This window comes from Streptomyces sp. MI02-7b, assembly GCF_033793585.1.
Taxonomy (GTDB): Bacteria; Actinomycetota; Actinomycetes; order Streptomycetales; family Streptomycetaceae; genus Actinacidiphila.
On the sequence record NZ_JARAWX010000033.1, the window covers coordinates 19131 to 34526 of the forward strand.

Sequence of the window (15396 nt, forward strand, 5' to 3'; positions counted from 1 at the left end):
GTATGGGATCGGAGGGGTTCAGGTGCCTGGACGCACCTGAACCCCTCCGGTTCTGTTACGGCAAGCGCCCGTCAGCCGCGCAGGGCCTGGACCGCGGCCTCCAGCCGCTTGCCGTAGTCCTCGTCCGCCCGGCGGAAGTTGTCGATCGCCCGCTCGGCGATGTCGTCGCGCGACACCTTGGCGATGAAGCCGGCGAGGTTGGCGATCAGACGCTCCTTCTCACCCTCCGACATCAGCCGGTAGAGGTCGCCCGCCTGGACGAAGTCGTTGTCCTCGGCGTGCGAGGGCGCCTCGTGGTTGCCGGTCCAGCCGGTCACCGCGGTGGACGACCACAGCGGGCTGCCCGTCTGGGCCGGGCCGCCGAAGCTGTTCGGCTCGTAGTTCTTCGCGCCGCCGTGCCGGCCGTCGTAGGCGTGGCCGTCGCGGCTGTTGGTGCGCGCCTCGGTGGCGTGCGGGCGGTTCACCGGCAGGTGGTCGGCGTTGATGCCGACGCGGTAGCGGTGCGCGTCGCCGTACGCGAACAGCCGGCCCTGCAGCATCTTGTCGGGGGACGGGCCGATGCCGGGCACGAAGTGCGCCGGGGAGAAGATCGACTGCTCGACCTCGGCGAAGATGTTCTGCGGGTTGCGGTTGAGCTCCAGCTTGCCGATCTCGATCGGCGGGTAGTCCGCGTGCGGCCACACCTTGGTGAGGTCGAACGGGTTGAAGCGGTAGGCCGCCGCCTGATCCGCGGGCATGATCTGCACCTGCACGGTCCAGGTCGGGAACTCGCCGCGCTCGATGGACTCGCGCAGGTCGCGCTGGTGCGAGTCGGGGTCGAGCCCGGAGACCTGGACCGCCTCGTCGGTGGTCAGGTTCTTGATGCCCTGGTCGGTCTTGAAGTGGTACTTGACCCAGAAGACCTCGCCGGCCTCATTGGTCCACTGGTAGGTGTGCGAGCCGTAGCCGTTCATGTGGCGGTAGCTCGCCGGGATGCCGCGGTCACCGAACAGCCAGGTCACCTGGTGGGTCGACTCGGGCGACAGCCCCCAGAAGTCCCAGACGTTGTCCGCCTCCTGGGAGCCGGTGTACGGGTCGCGCTTCTGGGTGTGGATGAAGTCGGGGAACTTGATGGCGTCCTTGATGAAGAACACCGGGGTGTTGTTGCCGACGAGGTCGTAATTGCCCTCCTCGGTGTAGAACTTCAGCGCCCACCCGCGCGGGTCGCGCACGGCGTCCGCCGCGCCCAGGTTGCCGGCGACGGTGGAGAACCGCAGGAAGGTCTCGGTCTGCTTGCCGACCTCCGACAGGAAGTTCGCCCGGGTGTACCGCGTGACGTCGGCGGTCACCGTGAAGGTGCCGTACGCTCCGGCGCCGCGGGCGTGCACCACGCGCTCCGGGATGCGCTCGCGGTTGAAGTGGGCGAGCTTCTCCAGCAGCAGCTGGTCCTGGATCAGGACCGGTCCGCCGACCCCCGCGGTCTCGCTGTTCTGGTTGTCCGCGACCGGGGCCCCTGCCTCGGTCGTCAGCGGGCCGGTCTTGTGAACCGTCACGTCCTTCTCCCTGCGTTCGTCTGTGCCGTGGCTGTCGCCGGAACCGATCCTACGATAGACAAGGTCCAAGTCAAGAAGGGGGCCAAAGTCGTACGGGTTCGGAACACGGACCGCCGCTGTTAAGCTGGATCCATCCCACGGATAGGTGAAACGCAATGAGTGACCTGCTGGAACGACTGCGCGGACGTGGCTGGCGGATGACCGCGCAGCGGCGCGTCGTGGCCGAGGTCCTCGACGGCGAGCACGTCCACCTGACCGCCGACGAGGTGCACGCGCGGGCCGCGACCCGGCTGCCGGAGATCTCCCGGGCCACGGTCTACAACACCCTGGGCGAACTGGTCTCGCTCGGCGAGGTCATGGAGGTCGCCACCGACGGCCGCGCCAAGCGCTACGACCCCAACGCGCACCACGCCCACCAGCACCTGGTGTGCTCCCGCTGCGGCACCATCCGGGACGTCCACCCCGCCGGCGACCCGCTGACCGACCTACCCGACAGCGAGCGCTTCGGGTTCACCGTCTCCGACGTCGAGGTGACCTACCGGGGCCTGTGCCCCGACTGCGCCTGACGCTGCGCGGAACGGAGCCGTTCCGCCGCCTTCCGCACGGCGGGCTCCGGCCGCGTCCAGCCGAACCACACGGTCTCCGGCGGCACCTCCCCGGCCACCTTGGCAAGCGCCTCGATGGCCTCCCTGGCCACGCCCGGGTCCACGTCCGTCGCCAACGGCCCCAGCAGGCCGACCAGGTCCTCACGCGGCGCCAGGCGGCCCACGGCCCGCACCGCGGCCCGCCGTACCGCCGGCGGCCACGGCGTGCGCGCCTCCCGGACCAGCCGCAGCAGCAGCGGCACGTCCGTACCGTCCCCGCACTCCCCCAGCCCGAGGGCCAGCCCGGCGACCATCCGCGACGGGCTCTGCGGCCCGCAGCGCACCAGCTGCCTGCGGTACGTCAGCGCCGGCGGCTCACCCCTGCTGTACAGCCGCCAGCGGGCCTGCGCCCGCACGATCCGCGCCGGGTCCGCCAGCGGCGCCGTCAGCCGCGCCGCGGGAACGTCCTCCGGCAGCGCCGCCACCGCCAGCTCCCGCACCGCCGCGGACCGGGCCCACAGCAGCCGCCCCGCCTGGTCCGGGTCCAGCTCCAGCAGCCGCTGCGCGCACAGCCGCCGGCACACCTGGTCCGGGTCGCGCAGCGCGGTACGGACCAGATCGCCGCGTACGAACTCCCCGAGCTCCAGGGCCAGTTCCACGCCGAACCGCCGGGTCAGCGGCTCCTCGTCGGCGGCCAGCGCCCGCACCGCCCGCCGGGCCTCCGGGGCCGCGAGCACCTCCCGGTACGCCTCCAGCGCCCCCGAGGACCGGCGCCTGCCCCGCAGCCGCAGCAGTATCCGCACCGCCGCGGCCGCCTCGTCCGGCGCGGACCGCAGCGCCAGCGCCCCCACGGCCCGCTCCCGCACCGGGTCCACCCAGTCCGCGGTCCGCAGCGCCAAGGCGGTGGCCACCAGCGGACCACCCGTGTGCGCCAGGCCCTCCACTGCGGCCTGCCGCGTGCGGCCCTCCCGGTCCATGGCGGCCAGCAGCAGACGCAGCGGATCGGCCTCCCCCGCCGCCGGCGGCCGCTGTCCCTCCACGGTCCGCGCGGCACGGTCCAGCGACAGCCACAGCCCCGGTGGCGCCTCGCCCAGCGCCTTCAGCGCGGCCCCCTGGTCGTACGCGGCACCCTCCCCGGCCTCCGCCGCCGCCCTCAGCTCCGCCAGCAACTCGGCCACCGCACCGGACGCGCACAGCCGCCCCCACCGCGTCACGTCCCTGAGTTCCGCCGGCCGCCGCTTACGCCGCCTGCGCAGCAACCCCGCCTCCTCGCGCCGCCGCCCTCGCCACGCCTCCAGCATCCTCCGGCGCGCCGGGACCACGGCGAAAGGTTCACGCGCTTTTGCCCGATCCATGCCTGGGCTGTACCCGGGGCATACAAGAAGGCCCGGAAGCCGTTGGCTTCCGGGCCTTCTCATCAGTAGCGGGGACAGGATTTGAACCTGCGACCTCTGGGTTATGAGCCCAGCGAGCTACCGAGCTGCTCCACCCCGCGTCGTTGTGTCCCTAGAGTAACCTCCCGGCCCTGAGCAGCGCAAATCCTTCCCGGGGGGTTGGGGGGGCTTTCCCCGCCCGCCCTCCCGGGTGCCCTGTGAAGTCAGGGCGCCCCGACGCGCGTGCGGGGTGGGCCGGGTGCGGGGCCTCCGGGGCTGCACGTCCTGGACTGGGATATTTACGCGCCTTTCCAGCACCTGCTCATCCCGTCCCTGCCCGGATGGTGCGCACAAATATCCCGCACCGTCCAGAACATCCACCCCTCCGACCCCGCCCCCTCCGTCTCGTATCGCGCCTGATCCCCGGAGGGGGGTGAGAAGGCGGTCCGGGTGACCGCGGTGGCTGACTCCGCCCCTTCGGCTTGCCGCGCCATGGCTGCGCACTTGGACGGCGTTGCGCCAGCGGGCGGCCCCAGGCACGGTGCCGCTTCCACCCCCCACCGGGGATCAGGCGCGACAACCTACGGAGGGGGCGGGGTCGTAGGGGTGGGCGTTCTGGACTGTGGAGCATATTTGGGTGCATGACCCGGGGTGATCAACGGCGAGTGCCCGAGGCACCGAAATGTGCTGTCCAGAATGGCCAGCCCCGGAGGCCCCGACCCCGGCACCCCACGAAACGCGCGCCGGGGTCACTGACTTCACAGGGCACCCGGGAGGGCGGGCGGGGAAAAAAACCTACGCGGACAGTTCGTGCTCCAGCGCGTCCGTGAGGCGCGCAGCCCGCTCCGCGACCTCCACCGGCCCGCACTCGACCGCCCGCGCACACCACGCCTGCGCATCCGCGAGCTGCCCGTGCCGCGCGGCCAGCAGCGCCAGCCGGAGCGCCGCACGCCCGTGCCCCGCGTCGGCGGCCCGGGTCCACCACAGGGCCGCCTCCGGCTCCGCGCCCTCGCGGGCGAGGAGGAGCCCGAGGTTGAATGCCCCGTTGCGGCTGCCCCCCTCCGCGGCCTCGCGGTACCAGTGGGCGGCGTCCACGACGTCCCCGCGCCGGGCGGCGCACATGCCGAGCCGGACCTGGGCACGCCGGTGCCCCTGGCCGGCGGCGCGCGCGTACCACTCCTCCGCCTCCGCGGCCGCGTCCTCCGTACCCTGCGCGTCCAGCAACGCGCCCAGCCGGAAGGCCCCTTCGGGGCTGCCGCCGCCCGCGGCGCACCGCAGGTGCCGCTCGGCGCCGTGCGGGTCACCGTCCTTCTGCAGGGCGATCGCGACCTGCAGCGCGGCCTCGCTGTGCCCGCTGGCGGCCGCCCGCTCGTACCAGCGCCGCGCGGTGCCGTCGTCGCCCCGCCCGGCGTACAGGATGCCGAGGTTGAAGGCGGCGTCGACGCTGCCCGCCTCCGCGGCCTTGGAGAACCACGGCTCGGCGCCCGCCGCGTCCCCGCGCTGCAGCAGCAGCACGGCGAGGGCGTTGGCCGCCTCGCGGTGCCCGGTGTAGGCCGCCTTGCGGTACCACTGCTCGGCCTGGGCCGTCCGCCCCTGGCCGGCGCAGAGCAGGCCGAGGTTGAAGGCGCCGTTGACGTCGCCGGCCTCCAGGGCGGCCCGGTACCACCGCTCGGCGGTCTGGGTCTCGCCCTCCTGCGCGTGCAGCGCGCCGAGCGCGTTCGCGGCGTTGCCGTCACCGGCGTTGGCGGCTCGCCGCCACCAGGTGGCGGCGCCGTCGACGTCGCCGGCGTCGCGCAGCAGGAAGCCGAGCGCGCAGGCGGCGCGCGGCTCGCCGTCCCGGGCGGCGGTGAGGTACCAGCGCCTGGCCTCCTCGTACTCGCCGCGCTCCTCCAGCAGCGTGCCGAGGCGCAGCGCGGCGCGGCGGTGCCGGCGGGCGGCGGCCTGCCGGTACCACTGCTCGGCCTCGCGCTCCTCGCCGCGCTCGGCGCAGATGCGGGCCAGCCGGTAGGCAGCCTCGCGGTGCCCGTGCTCGGCGGCGGCGTGGAACCAGCGCTCGGCGCCGACGTCGCGCCGGTGGTCGAGCAGGTCGGCCAGCGCGTACGCGCCCAGGGTGTGCCCGGACTCGGCGGCCTGCCGCAGCCAGTACTCGGCGCCGGGCTCGTCACCGCGCTCGCGGAAGTGCCGGCCGAGCGCGTGCGCTGCCGCGGCGGAACCGGCGACGGCGGCGATGCGCCACCAGCCGGCGGCCTCCTCGGCGTGGCCGCGCTGGTGCAGCAGCAGTCCGAGGTTGTTGGCGGCCGGCCGGTCTCCCCCGGCGGCGGCCGCGCGCAGGTACGGCTCGGCCCCCTCCAGGTCGCCACGGCGCAGCAGCAGGGTGCCCAGGACGCTCGCCGCGGCGATGTCGCCGTGCTCGGCGGCCCGCCGGTGGCGCGCCTCGAGTTCGGCCTCCTCGCGGGCCTCCAGGCTCTCCTCGTCCGGCAGTTCGGACTCGATGAGCCGGTCCTCCTCGGCGGACCCCACGCGCGGGCCGGGCAGCAGCTCGGCGACGGTCGGCGCGAAGGCAGCCGTCTGCGCGGGAACGGACGCGGGCAGGGTCGTTCCGCCCGCGGACCCGCTGTCCGGGATCCGACGAGTTTTCAGCAGCCTTGCACCATCCCCCATGAGGTCCATCGTCGCACCACCCGTACCCGCAGTACACCTGGTATGCAACAACCCTGCGGGGTTGGGACAGTCCCAGGAGGTCACTTCAGCGTTTTGTCGACTTCCCGACATCAACCCCGACGAAACCTCTGCGCGCGCAGTTCCCCCGTACAAGTGAAAGGGTCCGGAGCCTAGTTGACTCCGGACCCTCTCGAACAGTAGCGGGGACAGGATTTGAACCTGCGACCTCTGGGTTATGAGCCCAGCGAGCTACCGAGCTGCTCCACCCCGCGTCGTTGTGTCCCAACCGTACCACGACGCGGGGAGTGCCTGCTCAGCCCGTTTTCTCCGCCTGCTTCTCGGCCTCCTGCGCCCGCTGCAGCGCCTCCGCCAGATCCTTCTGGGCCTGGCCGTACGCCGCCCAGTCGCCGGCCTTCAGCGCCTTCTGGCTCGCGTCGTACGCCGCCTGGGCGTCCGCCAGGGCCTGGGCGACCGTCGCGTTGGACGGGGGCGGCGCGGTGCCCGTGCCGCCGGTCTCCGGTGGCGGCGCGGTCCCGCCGTCCGCCGTACCGAAGACCGCGTTCAGCGCCTGACCGAGGGTGTCCTCGAACTCCACCTGCCCGCCGTACCAGACCAACACCTTCTTCAGCAGCGGGTAGTCGAAGTCGGCACCGCGCAGATAGACCGGCTCCACGTAGAGCAGACCGCCGTCGAGCGGGATGGTGAGCAGATTGCCGTACTCGACGGTGGAACCGCCGCCGCCGCTCAGCAGCTTGATCTTCTCCGCCACGTCGGGATCGGAGTTGAACTGGCTCTGCACCTGCTGCGGGCCGTACACCCGGCTGTTGGACAGTCTGAGCAACCGGATCGTGCCGTAGTCCGCGCTGGTGGCGTCCGCGTCGACCGCCATGAAGGCGCCCAGGTTGTCACGCCGGTTGAGCGTGTAGGTCGTCGTCAGCGAGAACGTCTGGGCGGCCTGGTCCGGCATGCGCAGGCTCAGGTAGTACGGCGGCACCGCCTTGCCCGTCTTCGTCGCCGGGTCGTTGGGGACCTGCCACACCTCGCTGCCGCTGTAGAAGGTCGACGCCTTGGTGACGTGGTAGCGCGTCAGCAGCTGGCGCTGCACCTTGAACAGGTCCTGCGGGTAGCGCAGATGGGCCATCAGGCCGGCGCTGATGCTGCTCTTGGGCTGCACCGTGTGCGGGAAGGCCTTCATCCAGGTCTTCAGCACCGGGTCCTTGTCGTCCCACTGGTAGAGGGTGACGTCACCGGTGAAGGCGTCCACGGTCGCCTTGACCGAGTTGCGGATGTAGTTGACCTGGTTCTGCTGGGCCAGGACCGCGCGCTGCCCGTCGGTCAGCGAGTCCGCCGTGGTGTCGCCGAGCGTCGTCCGCGACGAGTACGGGTAGCCGTTGCTCGTCGTGTAGGCGTCCACGATCCACACCACGTGGCCGTCGACGACGGCCGGGTAGGAGTCGCCGTCGATCGTCAGCCAGGGCGCGACGGCCTCGACGCGCTCCTTGGGCGTGCGGTTGTACAGGATCCGCGAGTCGTCGCCGACGGCTCCGGAGTAGAAGATCTGCGGGTCCCCGAAGGCCACCGCGTACGCGGCCCGGGTCACCGGGTTCTTCAGGCCGACACCGCTCTTGCCGGTGTAGGTGTACGACTTCTCACCGTCGTCGTTGGTGTTGTAGTCGATCTCCGGCGTGGACTTGTCGCCGACGATGGACCACTGCTTGGTCCTCTCGCCGTAGTAGATCCGCTGTTCGTACCTGCCGAGGTCGCCGGTGGTCGGCAGTTCGGACTCGGTGAAGACGGGCTCGCCGCGCGTGGTCTCGTCGCCCTCGGTCGCGGTGGTGCCCTTGGCGGCGACCAGGCCGTAGCCGTGCGTGTACTTGAAATGGTCGTTGATCCAGCTGTGCTGCGGGATGCCGGCGAGGTTCAGCTCGCGCAGGCCCACCACGGTGTCCTGCTCCTTGCCCTGCACCTTGTAGCGGTCCACGTCGAGCGTGGAGGGGAAGGAGTAGTAGCCGCTCGCCTTCTGCAGCTGCTGGAACGTCGGCGAGACCACGTTGGGGTCGAGGAGCCGGATCGACGCGGTGGTGTCGGCGTCCGCGCGCAGTTGCGCCCGTTGCGCCGGGTCCTTCTGATCGGCCGGGTTGCTGCCCGCGTAGTCGGACACCTTTGTGCCGTCGATGTCGTACGCCTGGCGCGTGGCGTTGATGTTCTTCTGGATGTACGGCTGCTCCTTGGCGGCCTCGTTCGGCTGCACCTGGAACTTCTGCACGATCGCCGGGTAGAGCCCGCCGATCAGGATCGCCGACAGCACCATCAGGCCGAAGCCGATCAGCGGCAGCGACCATGTACGCCGCCACAAGGTGGCGAAGAACAGCAGGGCGCAGATGATGGCGATCGCGAAGAGGATCGTCTTGGCCGGCAGATAGGCGTTGGCGTCCACATAGCGCAGCCCGGTCCAGTCACCGGACTTGAGGTTGCCCGACTTGACCGCCAGCGAGTACCGGTCGAGCCAGTAGGCGACCGCCTTGAGGCTCACGAACAGGCCGAGCAGCACTGACAGGTGGCCGGTCGCCGCGGCGGTGGCGCGGCCGCCCGGGGAGGTGATGCGCAGCCCCCCGTACAGGTAGTGCACCAGGGCGGAGGCCAGCAGCGAGAGCACGACCGCCGCGAAGCCGAAGCTCAGCAGGAAGCGGTACCAGGGCAGCTCGAAGGCGTAGAAGGAGACGTCGACGTGGAACTGCGGGTCCGTGGTGCCGAACGGGGTGGAGTTCGTCCACAGCAGCCATGTCCGCCACTGGCTGGAGGCGGACGCTCCCGCGATCAGTCCCACCAGGGCGCAGACCGCGAGCAGCACCCACTTCTTGTAGGGCGCGATGCCCATCCGGTAGCGGTCCAGGCTCTGCTGCTCCAGCGACATCGCGCTGAGCGGCGGCCGCAACCGGTGCGCCAGGTAGACGTTGACGCCGACGGCCACCGCCATCAGCAGGCCGAAGACGAAGAACAGCCCGACCTTGGTCCACAGCGTCGTGGTGAACACCGAGGAGTAGTGGACGGATCGGTACCAGAGCCAATCGGTCCAGAAGCCGGCGAACATGACGAAGGCCATGGCCAGTACGGCCAGGACCCCCAGCGTCATGAGCAGCGTCCGGGCTCGCCGCGACGGGCGCCCCGCTCTGATCCGCGGCCCGTGCGGACTCCCGCCACGGTCCGGCATCTGGAATACCAAGGTGCGCACCTCAAGAGTCGGTCTCCGGCGGACGCCCGGCCGGCGCCCACTGATGCAACTTACTCACGGTTTACACAGTTCCCCAAGGTGCTCGATTGGGGATGCGGGTCACAGAACAGGCAGGATGTTGGGCATGTCCAATATTGAGTCCGGCGGCGCCCCGCTCGCCGCGAACCCGCTGACCCAGGCCGTCCTGGAGATCGACGACTACGCGTCCGGTCTGGGCTGGGACCAGCCCGCCCGGCTCTTCGCGCTGGTCGACACGGACCGGCTGCGTGTACAGGAGCCGGGGCTGGCCGACGAACTCGGCCTCGCCGAGCAGACGGCGGGCGCGCTGACCCCGATCGAGCAGGACGAGCTGCCGGCCGGCACGCCGCTCGACGAGTTCCTGGCCACGATCGCGTGGCCCGAGGTGGTCAGCGGCTGCGCGCTGACCGTGGAGCGGCTGATGCTGCCGCCGTCCGCCGAGCAGGCCATCCCCGACGGCCTGGACGAGGACGCGCTGGGCGCGTGGGTCGCCGCGCATCCCGAGCGCCAGGAGGTGCGCATGACGGTGGCCGTGCTGCGCGACGGCGCCCGGGAGTCCGCCGTGCGGCTGCGCTCCAAGGACTCGCCGACCGAGGTGCTGACCGGCGCCACCCTGGTGCCGGGGCTGGCCGAGGCGCTGTCGGCGACGTTCGAGGAGTGACCGCGCGGGGGAAGCCCGCACCGGCCCCGGCCCGCCGCGTCTCAGGTCGCCGAGCAGCTCGGCAGGTCGGCGGTCTTCCCCGCGCGGATGTCCTTGAGGGCGTCCATGGCGTCGTCGATGGTCTTGACCTTGACCAGAGTGAGGCCGCTCGGGGTGTCCTGGGCGGCCTCGGCGCAGTTGTCGGCCGGGGTGAGGAAGTACTCGGCGCCCTTGTCGCGTGCCCCGATGGTCTTCATGTCTATGCCGCCGATGGGGCCGACCTTGCCGTCGTCGTCGATGGTGCCGGTACCCGCGACGAACTTGCCGCCGGTGAGGTCCCCGGGGGTGAGCTTGTCGACGATGCCGAGGGCGAACATCAGGCCGGCACTCGGTCCGCCGACGTCGGCCAGCTTGATGTCGATCTTGAACGGGAGGGTGTGCCCCACGCCGGCCTGGATGCCGACGATCGCGCGCCGCCTGCCGTCGTCGTCGGACGTGCCCGTCGTGATGGTGACGTCCCGGGCGGCGTCGCCCTTGGCGCCCTTGGGGACAACGGTGAAGACCACCTTCTGTCCCGGCTGGTGCTTGGTGACCAGCGTGGCGACGTCGCCCGCCGCCTTGACCGGGGTGCCGTCCACCGCCTTGATCACGTCACCGGCGTGCAGCTTGCCCTCCGAGGGGGCGCCCTTCACCACGGTGGAGACGATCACCTGGGAACCGACCGGTATCCCCAGCTCCTTCAGGGCGGCGACCTTGGCGCTGTCCTGGGACTGGGTGAACTCCTCGGCGTTCTCCTGGTCCGCCTGCTCGGCCGTCTGCCCCTGCGGGTAGAGCGTGTCGTGCTCGACGACCTTCTGGTCGTGCGACAGCCAGCCGGCCACCGCCTCGACCAGGTTCATGGAGTAGTCCGCGCTGGTCACCCGCACCGTGGTCATGTTCAGGTGCCCGGTGGCGGGATAGGTCTTGTGCCCGGAGATCTGCAGCACCGGGGCGCCGTCGTGCTCGCCCAGCGTGTTGACGGTCGGCCCCGGCGACATCTCCGCGTACGGGACGCGCATCAGCAGCGCAATACAGAGCAGTGCTATGAGCGTCAGGGTCGACGCGAGCAGCGTCGCGGTGCGGCGTGGCATGGAACGACAGTACGGTACGTGACCGGCAGGCGCCCTGCGGGCCCTCAGACCCTGCCCGACTCGGAGCGCTGCATGGCCTCACGGAACCGCTCGTACCCGGCGAGCGAGGCGCCGTCCCCCGTCGAGCGCGTACGCGCCGCCCAGCTTCCCCAGACGGCGGCGGCGACAGCGGCCAACACCGGAATGAGCAACCATGCGAGCGCCGCCACTGAGGCCTCCCGTATGCGCAAGAGGATCGCGCAGTCGATCAAGAAACTATGAGCAGACTAATCGTTTGCTGCTATAACGTTCCGAGCGGGTCCAGGGTTACGCAACCGCAGGTAGACCGTCCGATGGACGATGAATGCCAGCACACCAGTTCGAAGGTGTCGGCGGGCCTCCTCCGCGGCAGGTCGCCCCCGGCCCTTTCGCTCCCGGCGCTCAGTGCGCGCAGGAACCCACCCACTCCTCGGTACCGTCGGCGAACTCCTGGTGCTTCCAGATCGGCACCTCGCGCTTGAGGTCGTCGATCAGCCGCCGGCACGCCGCGAAGGCCTCCGCCCGGTGCGGGCAGGAGACGGCGACGACAACCGCAAGGTCCCCGACGCGCAGGTCGCCGACCCGGTGGACGGCGGCCAGGGCGCGGACGGGGAAGTCGGCCGCCACCTTCTCCGCGACGCGCCGCAGCTCGGCCTCGGCCCCGGGGTGGGCGGAGTAGCCCAGGGCCGTGACCTCGGCGCCCGACGGTCCGTCGTGGTCGCGCACCGTGCCCACGAACAGCGCGGTGCCCCCGGCCGAGGCGTGCCCCACCGCACGGAAGACCTCGTCCACGGACAGCTCGGTGTCGCGGACGGCGATGAGCCGGATGGGTTCCTCGTGCGTCTCTGCCATGGGACTCATGCTCCCTCATCTCCCACTATGCGGAAACTGTTTTCCACCGCACTCTTTCTCACTGCCCGGGGTCCGCGCCGGCCGTACGCCGCGCTGCCCCGGGGCGGGTACGGCCCTCACACCCCCCGGCGCTTGCGTGCCCGGCGCACCATGGCGGCGGTGCCGACCAGCGCGACCGTGGCGCCGGCCGCGCCCAGGGTTGCGGCGTCCTTGCGGCCCAGCCGCCGTCCGACGACGGAGTTGCGGCCCGCGACCTCCTCCAGGAGAACGGCGAGCACCTCCTCGTTCGTCCACTGCGGCCGCCAGCCCGACTCGTGCAGCCTGCTGCCGCTGACGACCCAGGGGTGCATCGTGTACGCCAGGTCGCCGGCGGGCGACGGGGTGAGGCCGAGCCGGTGCAGCCGGGAGGCGGCGCCCAGCGCTATGGCCGGCGGCAGCTCCATGCGCCGGATCCCGGAGAGCTCCTCGACCTCCTCCTGCTCCAGCCAGCCGTCGCAGCCCACCGTCATCTCGCCGTCGACCTTCTCCAGCGCCGCGTGCTCCAGCGCCGTCACCAGGTCGTCGACGTGGCAGAACTGCCAGCACGGCCGGCTGCCCGCGACCACCAGCAGCCGAGGCGACTCGAAGTACCGGGTCAGCGCGGTGTCCGTGCCGCCCACGAGGACCGCCGGGCGCACCACCGTCACGTGGAGTCCGGGGTGGGCACGCGGCGCACGCCGGCCCAGCCGCTCGATCTCCAGCAGGTCGCCCACGAAGGACGCCTCCGCGGTGGCGCGCAGCGGCGCGTCCTCCGCGAGGGGGACGTCGTTGTCCGGCTGCGCGCCGTAGACCATCGCCGAGGTGCACAGCACGACCCGCCGCACTCCCGCCGCGGCCGCGGCGGTGAGCACGGTCTGCGTGCCGCGCACATTGAAGGCGCTGCGCGCCTTGGGGTCGGACTCCAGGTCGAGGTCGAGCGCGAGATGGACCACGACGTCCACACCGCGCAGCCGCTCGGCGATCGCCGGGTCCCGCACGTCCAGCACGCGCCATTGCGCGCCGGGCACGTCGCCGCGCCGCTCGTCGATCGCCACGACCTTCTTGACCTGTTCGGACTCGGACAGCCGCAGCGCCAGCCGCAGCCCGACGCCGGAGGCGGCGCCGGTCACGGCGACCACCGGGCCGGCGGCGGCCCTGCCGCCGCTCCGCTCTGGGCGAACGGTCGGTTCTGGGGAACTCACCAGGTGTCTCCCACGGTTGTTTCCGGTACGAGGTGCGCGGTCCGCAACCACGGTCCGTACGCAGCCATCCTGCCTGACGCGTGTCTAGGCTGGAGGGACAGCCCACAACACACAGAGCCGAGGAAACCGTGAGCGACATCCCATTCGGATTCGGAGTCCCTCCCGAGGAGCCCGAGGACGGGAACGGGGACGACAGCAAGAAGCCGAGCGGCTCCGGTGGCGGCTCCCAGGGTCCGGCCAATCCCTTCGGGTTCGGCGGCGGCAACCCCTTCGGCGCGGGTGGTGAGAACCCCTTCGCCGCGATGTTCGGCTCACTCAACCCCAATGACCTGGGCGCCGCGTTCCAGCAGCTGGGGCAGATGCTCTCCTACGAGGGCGGCCCGGTGAACTGGGAGATGGCCAAGGACATCGCCCGGCAGACCGTCGCCCAGGGCGCCTCCGGCGGTGCGAAGGACCCGAGCGTCGGCCCTGCCGACCGCGCGAAGGTCGAGGAGGCGCTGCGCCTGGCCGACCTGTGGCTGGACGGCGTGACGTCCATGCCGTCCGGGGCCGGCTCGGCGGTGGCGTGGAGCCGCGCGGAGTGGGTCGAGACGACCCTGCCCGTGTGGAAGGAACTCGTCGACCCGGTCGCCGAGCGCGTCGGCAACGCCATGGGCAATGTGCTCCCCGAGGAGATGCAGGCCGTGGCCGGCCCGCTGCTCGGCATGATGCGCTCCATGGGCGGCGCCATGTTCGGCACGCAGATCGGGCAGGCGCTGGGCACGCTGGCGGGTGAGGTGGTGGGCTCGACCGACATCGGCCTGCCGCTCGGCCCGGCGGGCAAGGCCGCGCTGATCCCGACCAACATCGCGGCGTTCGGCGAGGGCCTGGGCGTGCCGCAGGACGAGGTCCGGCTCTACCTGGCGCTGCGCGAAGCGGCCCACCAGCGGCTCTTCGCTCACGTCCCGTGGCTGCGGGCGCACCTGTTCGGCGCGGTCGAGGGCTATGCCCGGGGCATCAAGGTCGACACCGCCAAGCTGGAGGACGCGGTCGGCCAGCTCGACCCGTCCAACCCCGAGGCGCTGCAGGACGCGCTGCAGCAGGGCATGTTCCAGCCCGAGGACACCCCGCAGCAGAAGGCCGCGCTCGCCCGCCTGGAGACGGCGCTCGCCCTCGTCGAGGGCTGGGTCGACGCGGTGGTGCACGCCGCCGCGGCACCGCACCTGCCGTCCGCAGGAGCGCTGCGCGAGACCCTGCGGCGGCGCCGGGCCTCCGGCGGTCCCGCCGAGCAGACCTTCGCCACCTTGATCGGGCTGGAGCTGCGGCCGCGCCGGCTGCGCGACGCCGCCCGGCTGTGGGCGTCGCTGACCGACGCGCGCGGCGTCGACGGCCGCGACGGGCTGTGGGCGCACCCCGACATGCTGCCGACGGCCGCCGACCTCGACGACCCCGACGGCTTCGTCCACCACGAGCAGCTGGACTTCGCGGAACTCGACAAGATGCTCGGCGAGGCCGCCCGCGGCAAGGACGCCGGCGATGCCGGGACCGCCGCCAGCCCGGAGAGCCCGGAGAGCCCGGAGAGTCCGGAGAACCCCGAGAGCAAGGACGACGACGAGAAGTGAGCCTGCATGACGACGCCGTGCGCGTCCTCAAGGAGTGGGACGCTCCCGACACCGCCCAGGACCACCTGCGGCTGGACTACCTCTCGCACCTCGACGCGCACCCCGACGGCATGTGGAAGTCGTGCTCCGCCGGGCACGTCACGGGCAGCACGCTCGTGGTGGACCCGCAGGGCGGCCGGGTGCTGCTGACCCTGCACAAGAAGCTCAAAATGTGGCTGCAGATGGGCGGCCACTGCGAGCCGCAGGACGCCTCGCTGGCGCAGGCCGCGCTGCGCGAGGGCGTCGAGGAGTCCGGCATCGCCGGGCTGACGCTGCTGCGCCCCGAGCCGGTCAACCTCGACCGCCATCTCACGCCCTGCGCCTGGCACCTGGACGTGCAGTACGCGGCGGTGGCCCCGCCGGGCGCCGTCGAGGAGATCAGCGACGAGTCGCTGGACCTCAAGTGGTACGCCTACGACGAGATCGCCGAGGTCGCCGACGGGTCGGTACGGACGCTGCTGGCCCGCACCCGCGCGCTGATGTGAGCCGGCGCGCG

The 15396-nt window shown here is 71.9% G+C and carries 12 protein-coding genes and 2 tRNA genes; 5 read left to right on the top strand and 9 right to left on the bottom strand.

From position 1 onward, the window contains the following. Positions 1–71: 71 nt before the first annotated feature. Positions 72–1532 (bottom strand): catalase, encoded by a 1461-nt coding sequence (locus tag PV364_RS35995; RefSeq protein ID WP_319665036.1) that lies wholly within the window; start codon positions 1530–1532, stop codon positions 72–74. Positions 1533–1687: 155 nt separating this feature from the next. Here PV364_RS35995 and PV364_RS36000 point away from each other — a divergent pair, with 155 nt between their 5' ends. Beyond that, the gene (locus tag PV364_RS36000; protein WP_319665038.1) at positions 1688–2098 is read left to right on the top strand and encodes a Fur family transcriptional regulator; all 411 of its coding nucleotides are present in this window, start codon (positions 1688–1690) and stop codon (positions 2096–2098) included. On the opposite strand, the gene PV364_RS36005 is transcribed toward PV364_RS36000, so the two are convergent. The 5 genes from PV364_RS36005 to PV364_RS36025 all read right to left on the bottom strand — a co-directional run bounded on the left by PV364_RS36005 (position 2068) and on the right by PV364_RS36025 (position 9361). Continuing rightward, positions 2068–3330: a HEAT repeat domain-containing protein gene (locus tag PV364_RS36005; protein WP_319665039.1), complete on the bottom strand. Its 1263-nt coding sequence runs from the start codon at positions 3328–3330 to the stop codon at positions 2068–2070. The two genes, PV364_RS36000 and PV364_RS36005, sit on opposite strands and share 31 nt — an antisense overlap. A 207-nt stretch (positions 3331–3537) precedes the next feature. Then, a tRNA-Met gene (locus PV364_RS36010) sits at positions 3538–3611 on the bottom strand. A 673-nt stretch (positions 3612–4284) separates the two neighbouring features. After that, complete coding sequence (locus tag PV364_RS36015; RefSeq protein WP_415924651.1) at positions 4285–6159, bottom strand: tetratricopeptide repeat protein; 1875 nt, start codon at positions 6157–6159, stop codon at positions 4285–4287. 189 nt (positions 6160–6348) lie between these two features. Next, positions 6349–6422: transfer RNA gene (locus PV364_RS36020), tRNA-Met, on the bottom strand. A 41-nt stretch (positions 6423–6463) separates the two neighbouring features. Beyond that, positions 6464–9361 carry a UPF0182 family protein gene (locus PV364_RS36025; protein WP_319665129.1) on the bottom strand — a complete coding sequence of 966 codons (2898 nt, stop codon included), beginning with the start codon at positions 9359–9361 and terminating at the stop codon, positions 6464–6466. A gap of 145 nt (positions 9362–9506) precedes the next feature. On the opposite strand from PV364_RS36025, the gene PV364_RS36030 reads away from it, so the two are divergent. Next, a complete protein-coding gene (locus tag PV364_RS36030; protein ID WP_319665043.1) occupies positions 9507–10061 on the top strand; it encodes a PPA1309 family protein in 555 nt (184 codons plus the stop codon). Positions 10062–10102: 41 nt separating this feature from the next. On the opposite strand, the gene PV364_RS36035 is transcribed toward PV364_RS36030, so the two are convergent. Next, positions 10103–11170 (bottom strand): PDZ domain-containing protein, encoded by a 1068-nt coding sequence (locus PV364_RS36035; RefSeq protein ID WP_319665045.1) that lies wholly within the window; start codon positions 11168–11170, stop codon positions 10103–10105. Positions 11171–11242: 72 nt separating this feature from the next. On the opposite strand from PV364_RS36035, the gene PV364_RS36040 reads away from it, so the two are divergent. Beyond that, complete coding sequence (locus PV364_RS36040; RefSeq protein WP_319665138.1) at positions 11243–11431, top strand: hypothetical protein; 189 nt, start codon at positions 11243–11245, stop codon at positions 11429–11431. A 159-nt stretch (positions 11432–11590) separates the two neighbouring features. Here PV364_RS36040 and PV364_RS36045 read toward each other — a convergent pair whose 3' ends face one another. Continuing rightward, the gene (locus PV364_RS36045) at positions 11591–12049 is read right to left on the bottom strand and encodes a molybdenum cofactor biosynthesis protein MoaE (protein WP_319665047.1); all 459 of its coding nucleotides are present in this window, start codon (positions 12047–12049) and stop codon (positions 11591–11593) included. 107 nt (positions 12050–12156) lie between these two features. Then, positions 12157–13260 carry an SDR family oxidoreductase gene (locus PV364_RS36050; protein ID WP_319665048.1) on the bottom strand — a complete coding sequence of 368 codons (1104 nt, stop codon included), beginning with the start codon at positions 13258–13260 and terminating at the stop codon, positions 12157–12159. 128 nt (positions 13261–13388) lie between these two features. Between PV364_RS36050 and PV364_RS36055 the strand changes: the two genes are divergently transcribed. Then, positions 13389–14861 carry a zinc-dependent metalloprotease gene (locus tag PV364_RS36055; RefSeq protein ID WP_319665050.1) on the top strand — a complete coding sequence of 491 codons (1473 nt, stop codon included), beginning with the start codon at positions 13389–13391 and terminating at the stop codon, positions 14859–14861. Further along, a complete protein-coding gene (locus PV364_RS36060; protein ID WP_319665052.1) occupies positions 14858–15385 on the top strand; it encodes an NUDIX hydrolase in 528 nt (175 codons plus the stop codon). Before PV364_RS36055 ends, PV364_RS36060 begins: the two co-directional genes overlap by 4 nt. Positions 15386–15396: the final 11 nt, after the last annotated feature.

Bases quoted from the DNA above. Each gene is read 5' to 3' on its own strand.
- PV364_RS36030 (WP_319665043.1), top strand. From the start codon at position 9,507: ATGTCCAATATTGAGTCCGGCGGCGCCCCGCTCGCCGCGAACCCGCTG.
- PV364_RS36025 (WP_319665129.1), bottom strand. From the start codon at position 9,361: ATGCCGGACCGTGGCGGGAGTCCGCACGGGCCGCGGATCAGAGCGGGG.
- PV364_RS36015 (WP_415924651.1), bottom strand. From the start codon at position 6,159: ATGGACCTCATGGGGGATGGTGCAAGGCTGCTGAAAACTCGTCGGATC.
- PV364_RS36000 (WP_319665038.1), top strand. From the start codon at position 1,688: ATGAGTGACCTGCTGGAACGACTGCGCGGACGTGGCTGGCGGATGACC.
- PV364_RS36045 (WP_319665047.1), bottom strand. From the start codon at position 12,049: ATGAGTCCCATGGCAGAGACGCACGAGGAACCCATCCGGCTCATCGCC.
- PV364_RS36040 (WP_319665138.1), top strand. From the start codon at position 11,243: ATGGCCTCACGGAACCGCTCGTACCCGGCGAGCGAGGCGCCGTCCCCC.
- PV364_RS36035 (WP_319665045.1), bottom strand. From the start codon at position 11,170: ATGCCACGCCGCACCGCGACGCTGCTCGCGTCGACCCTGACGCTCATA.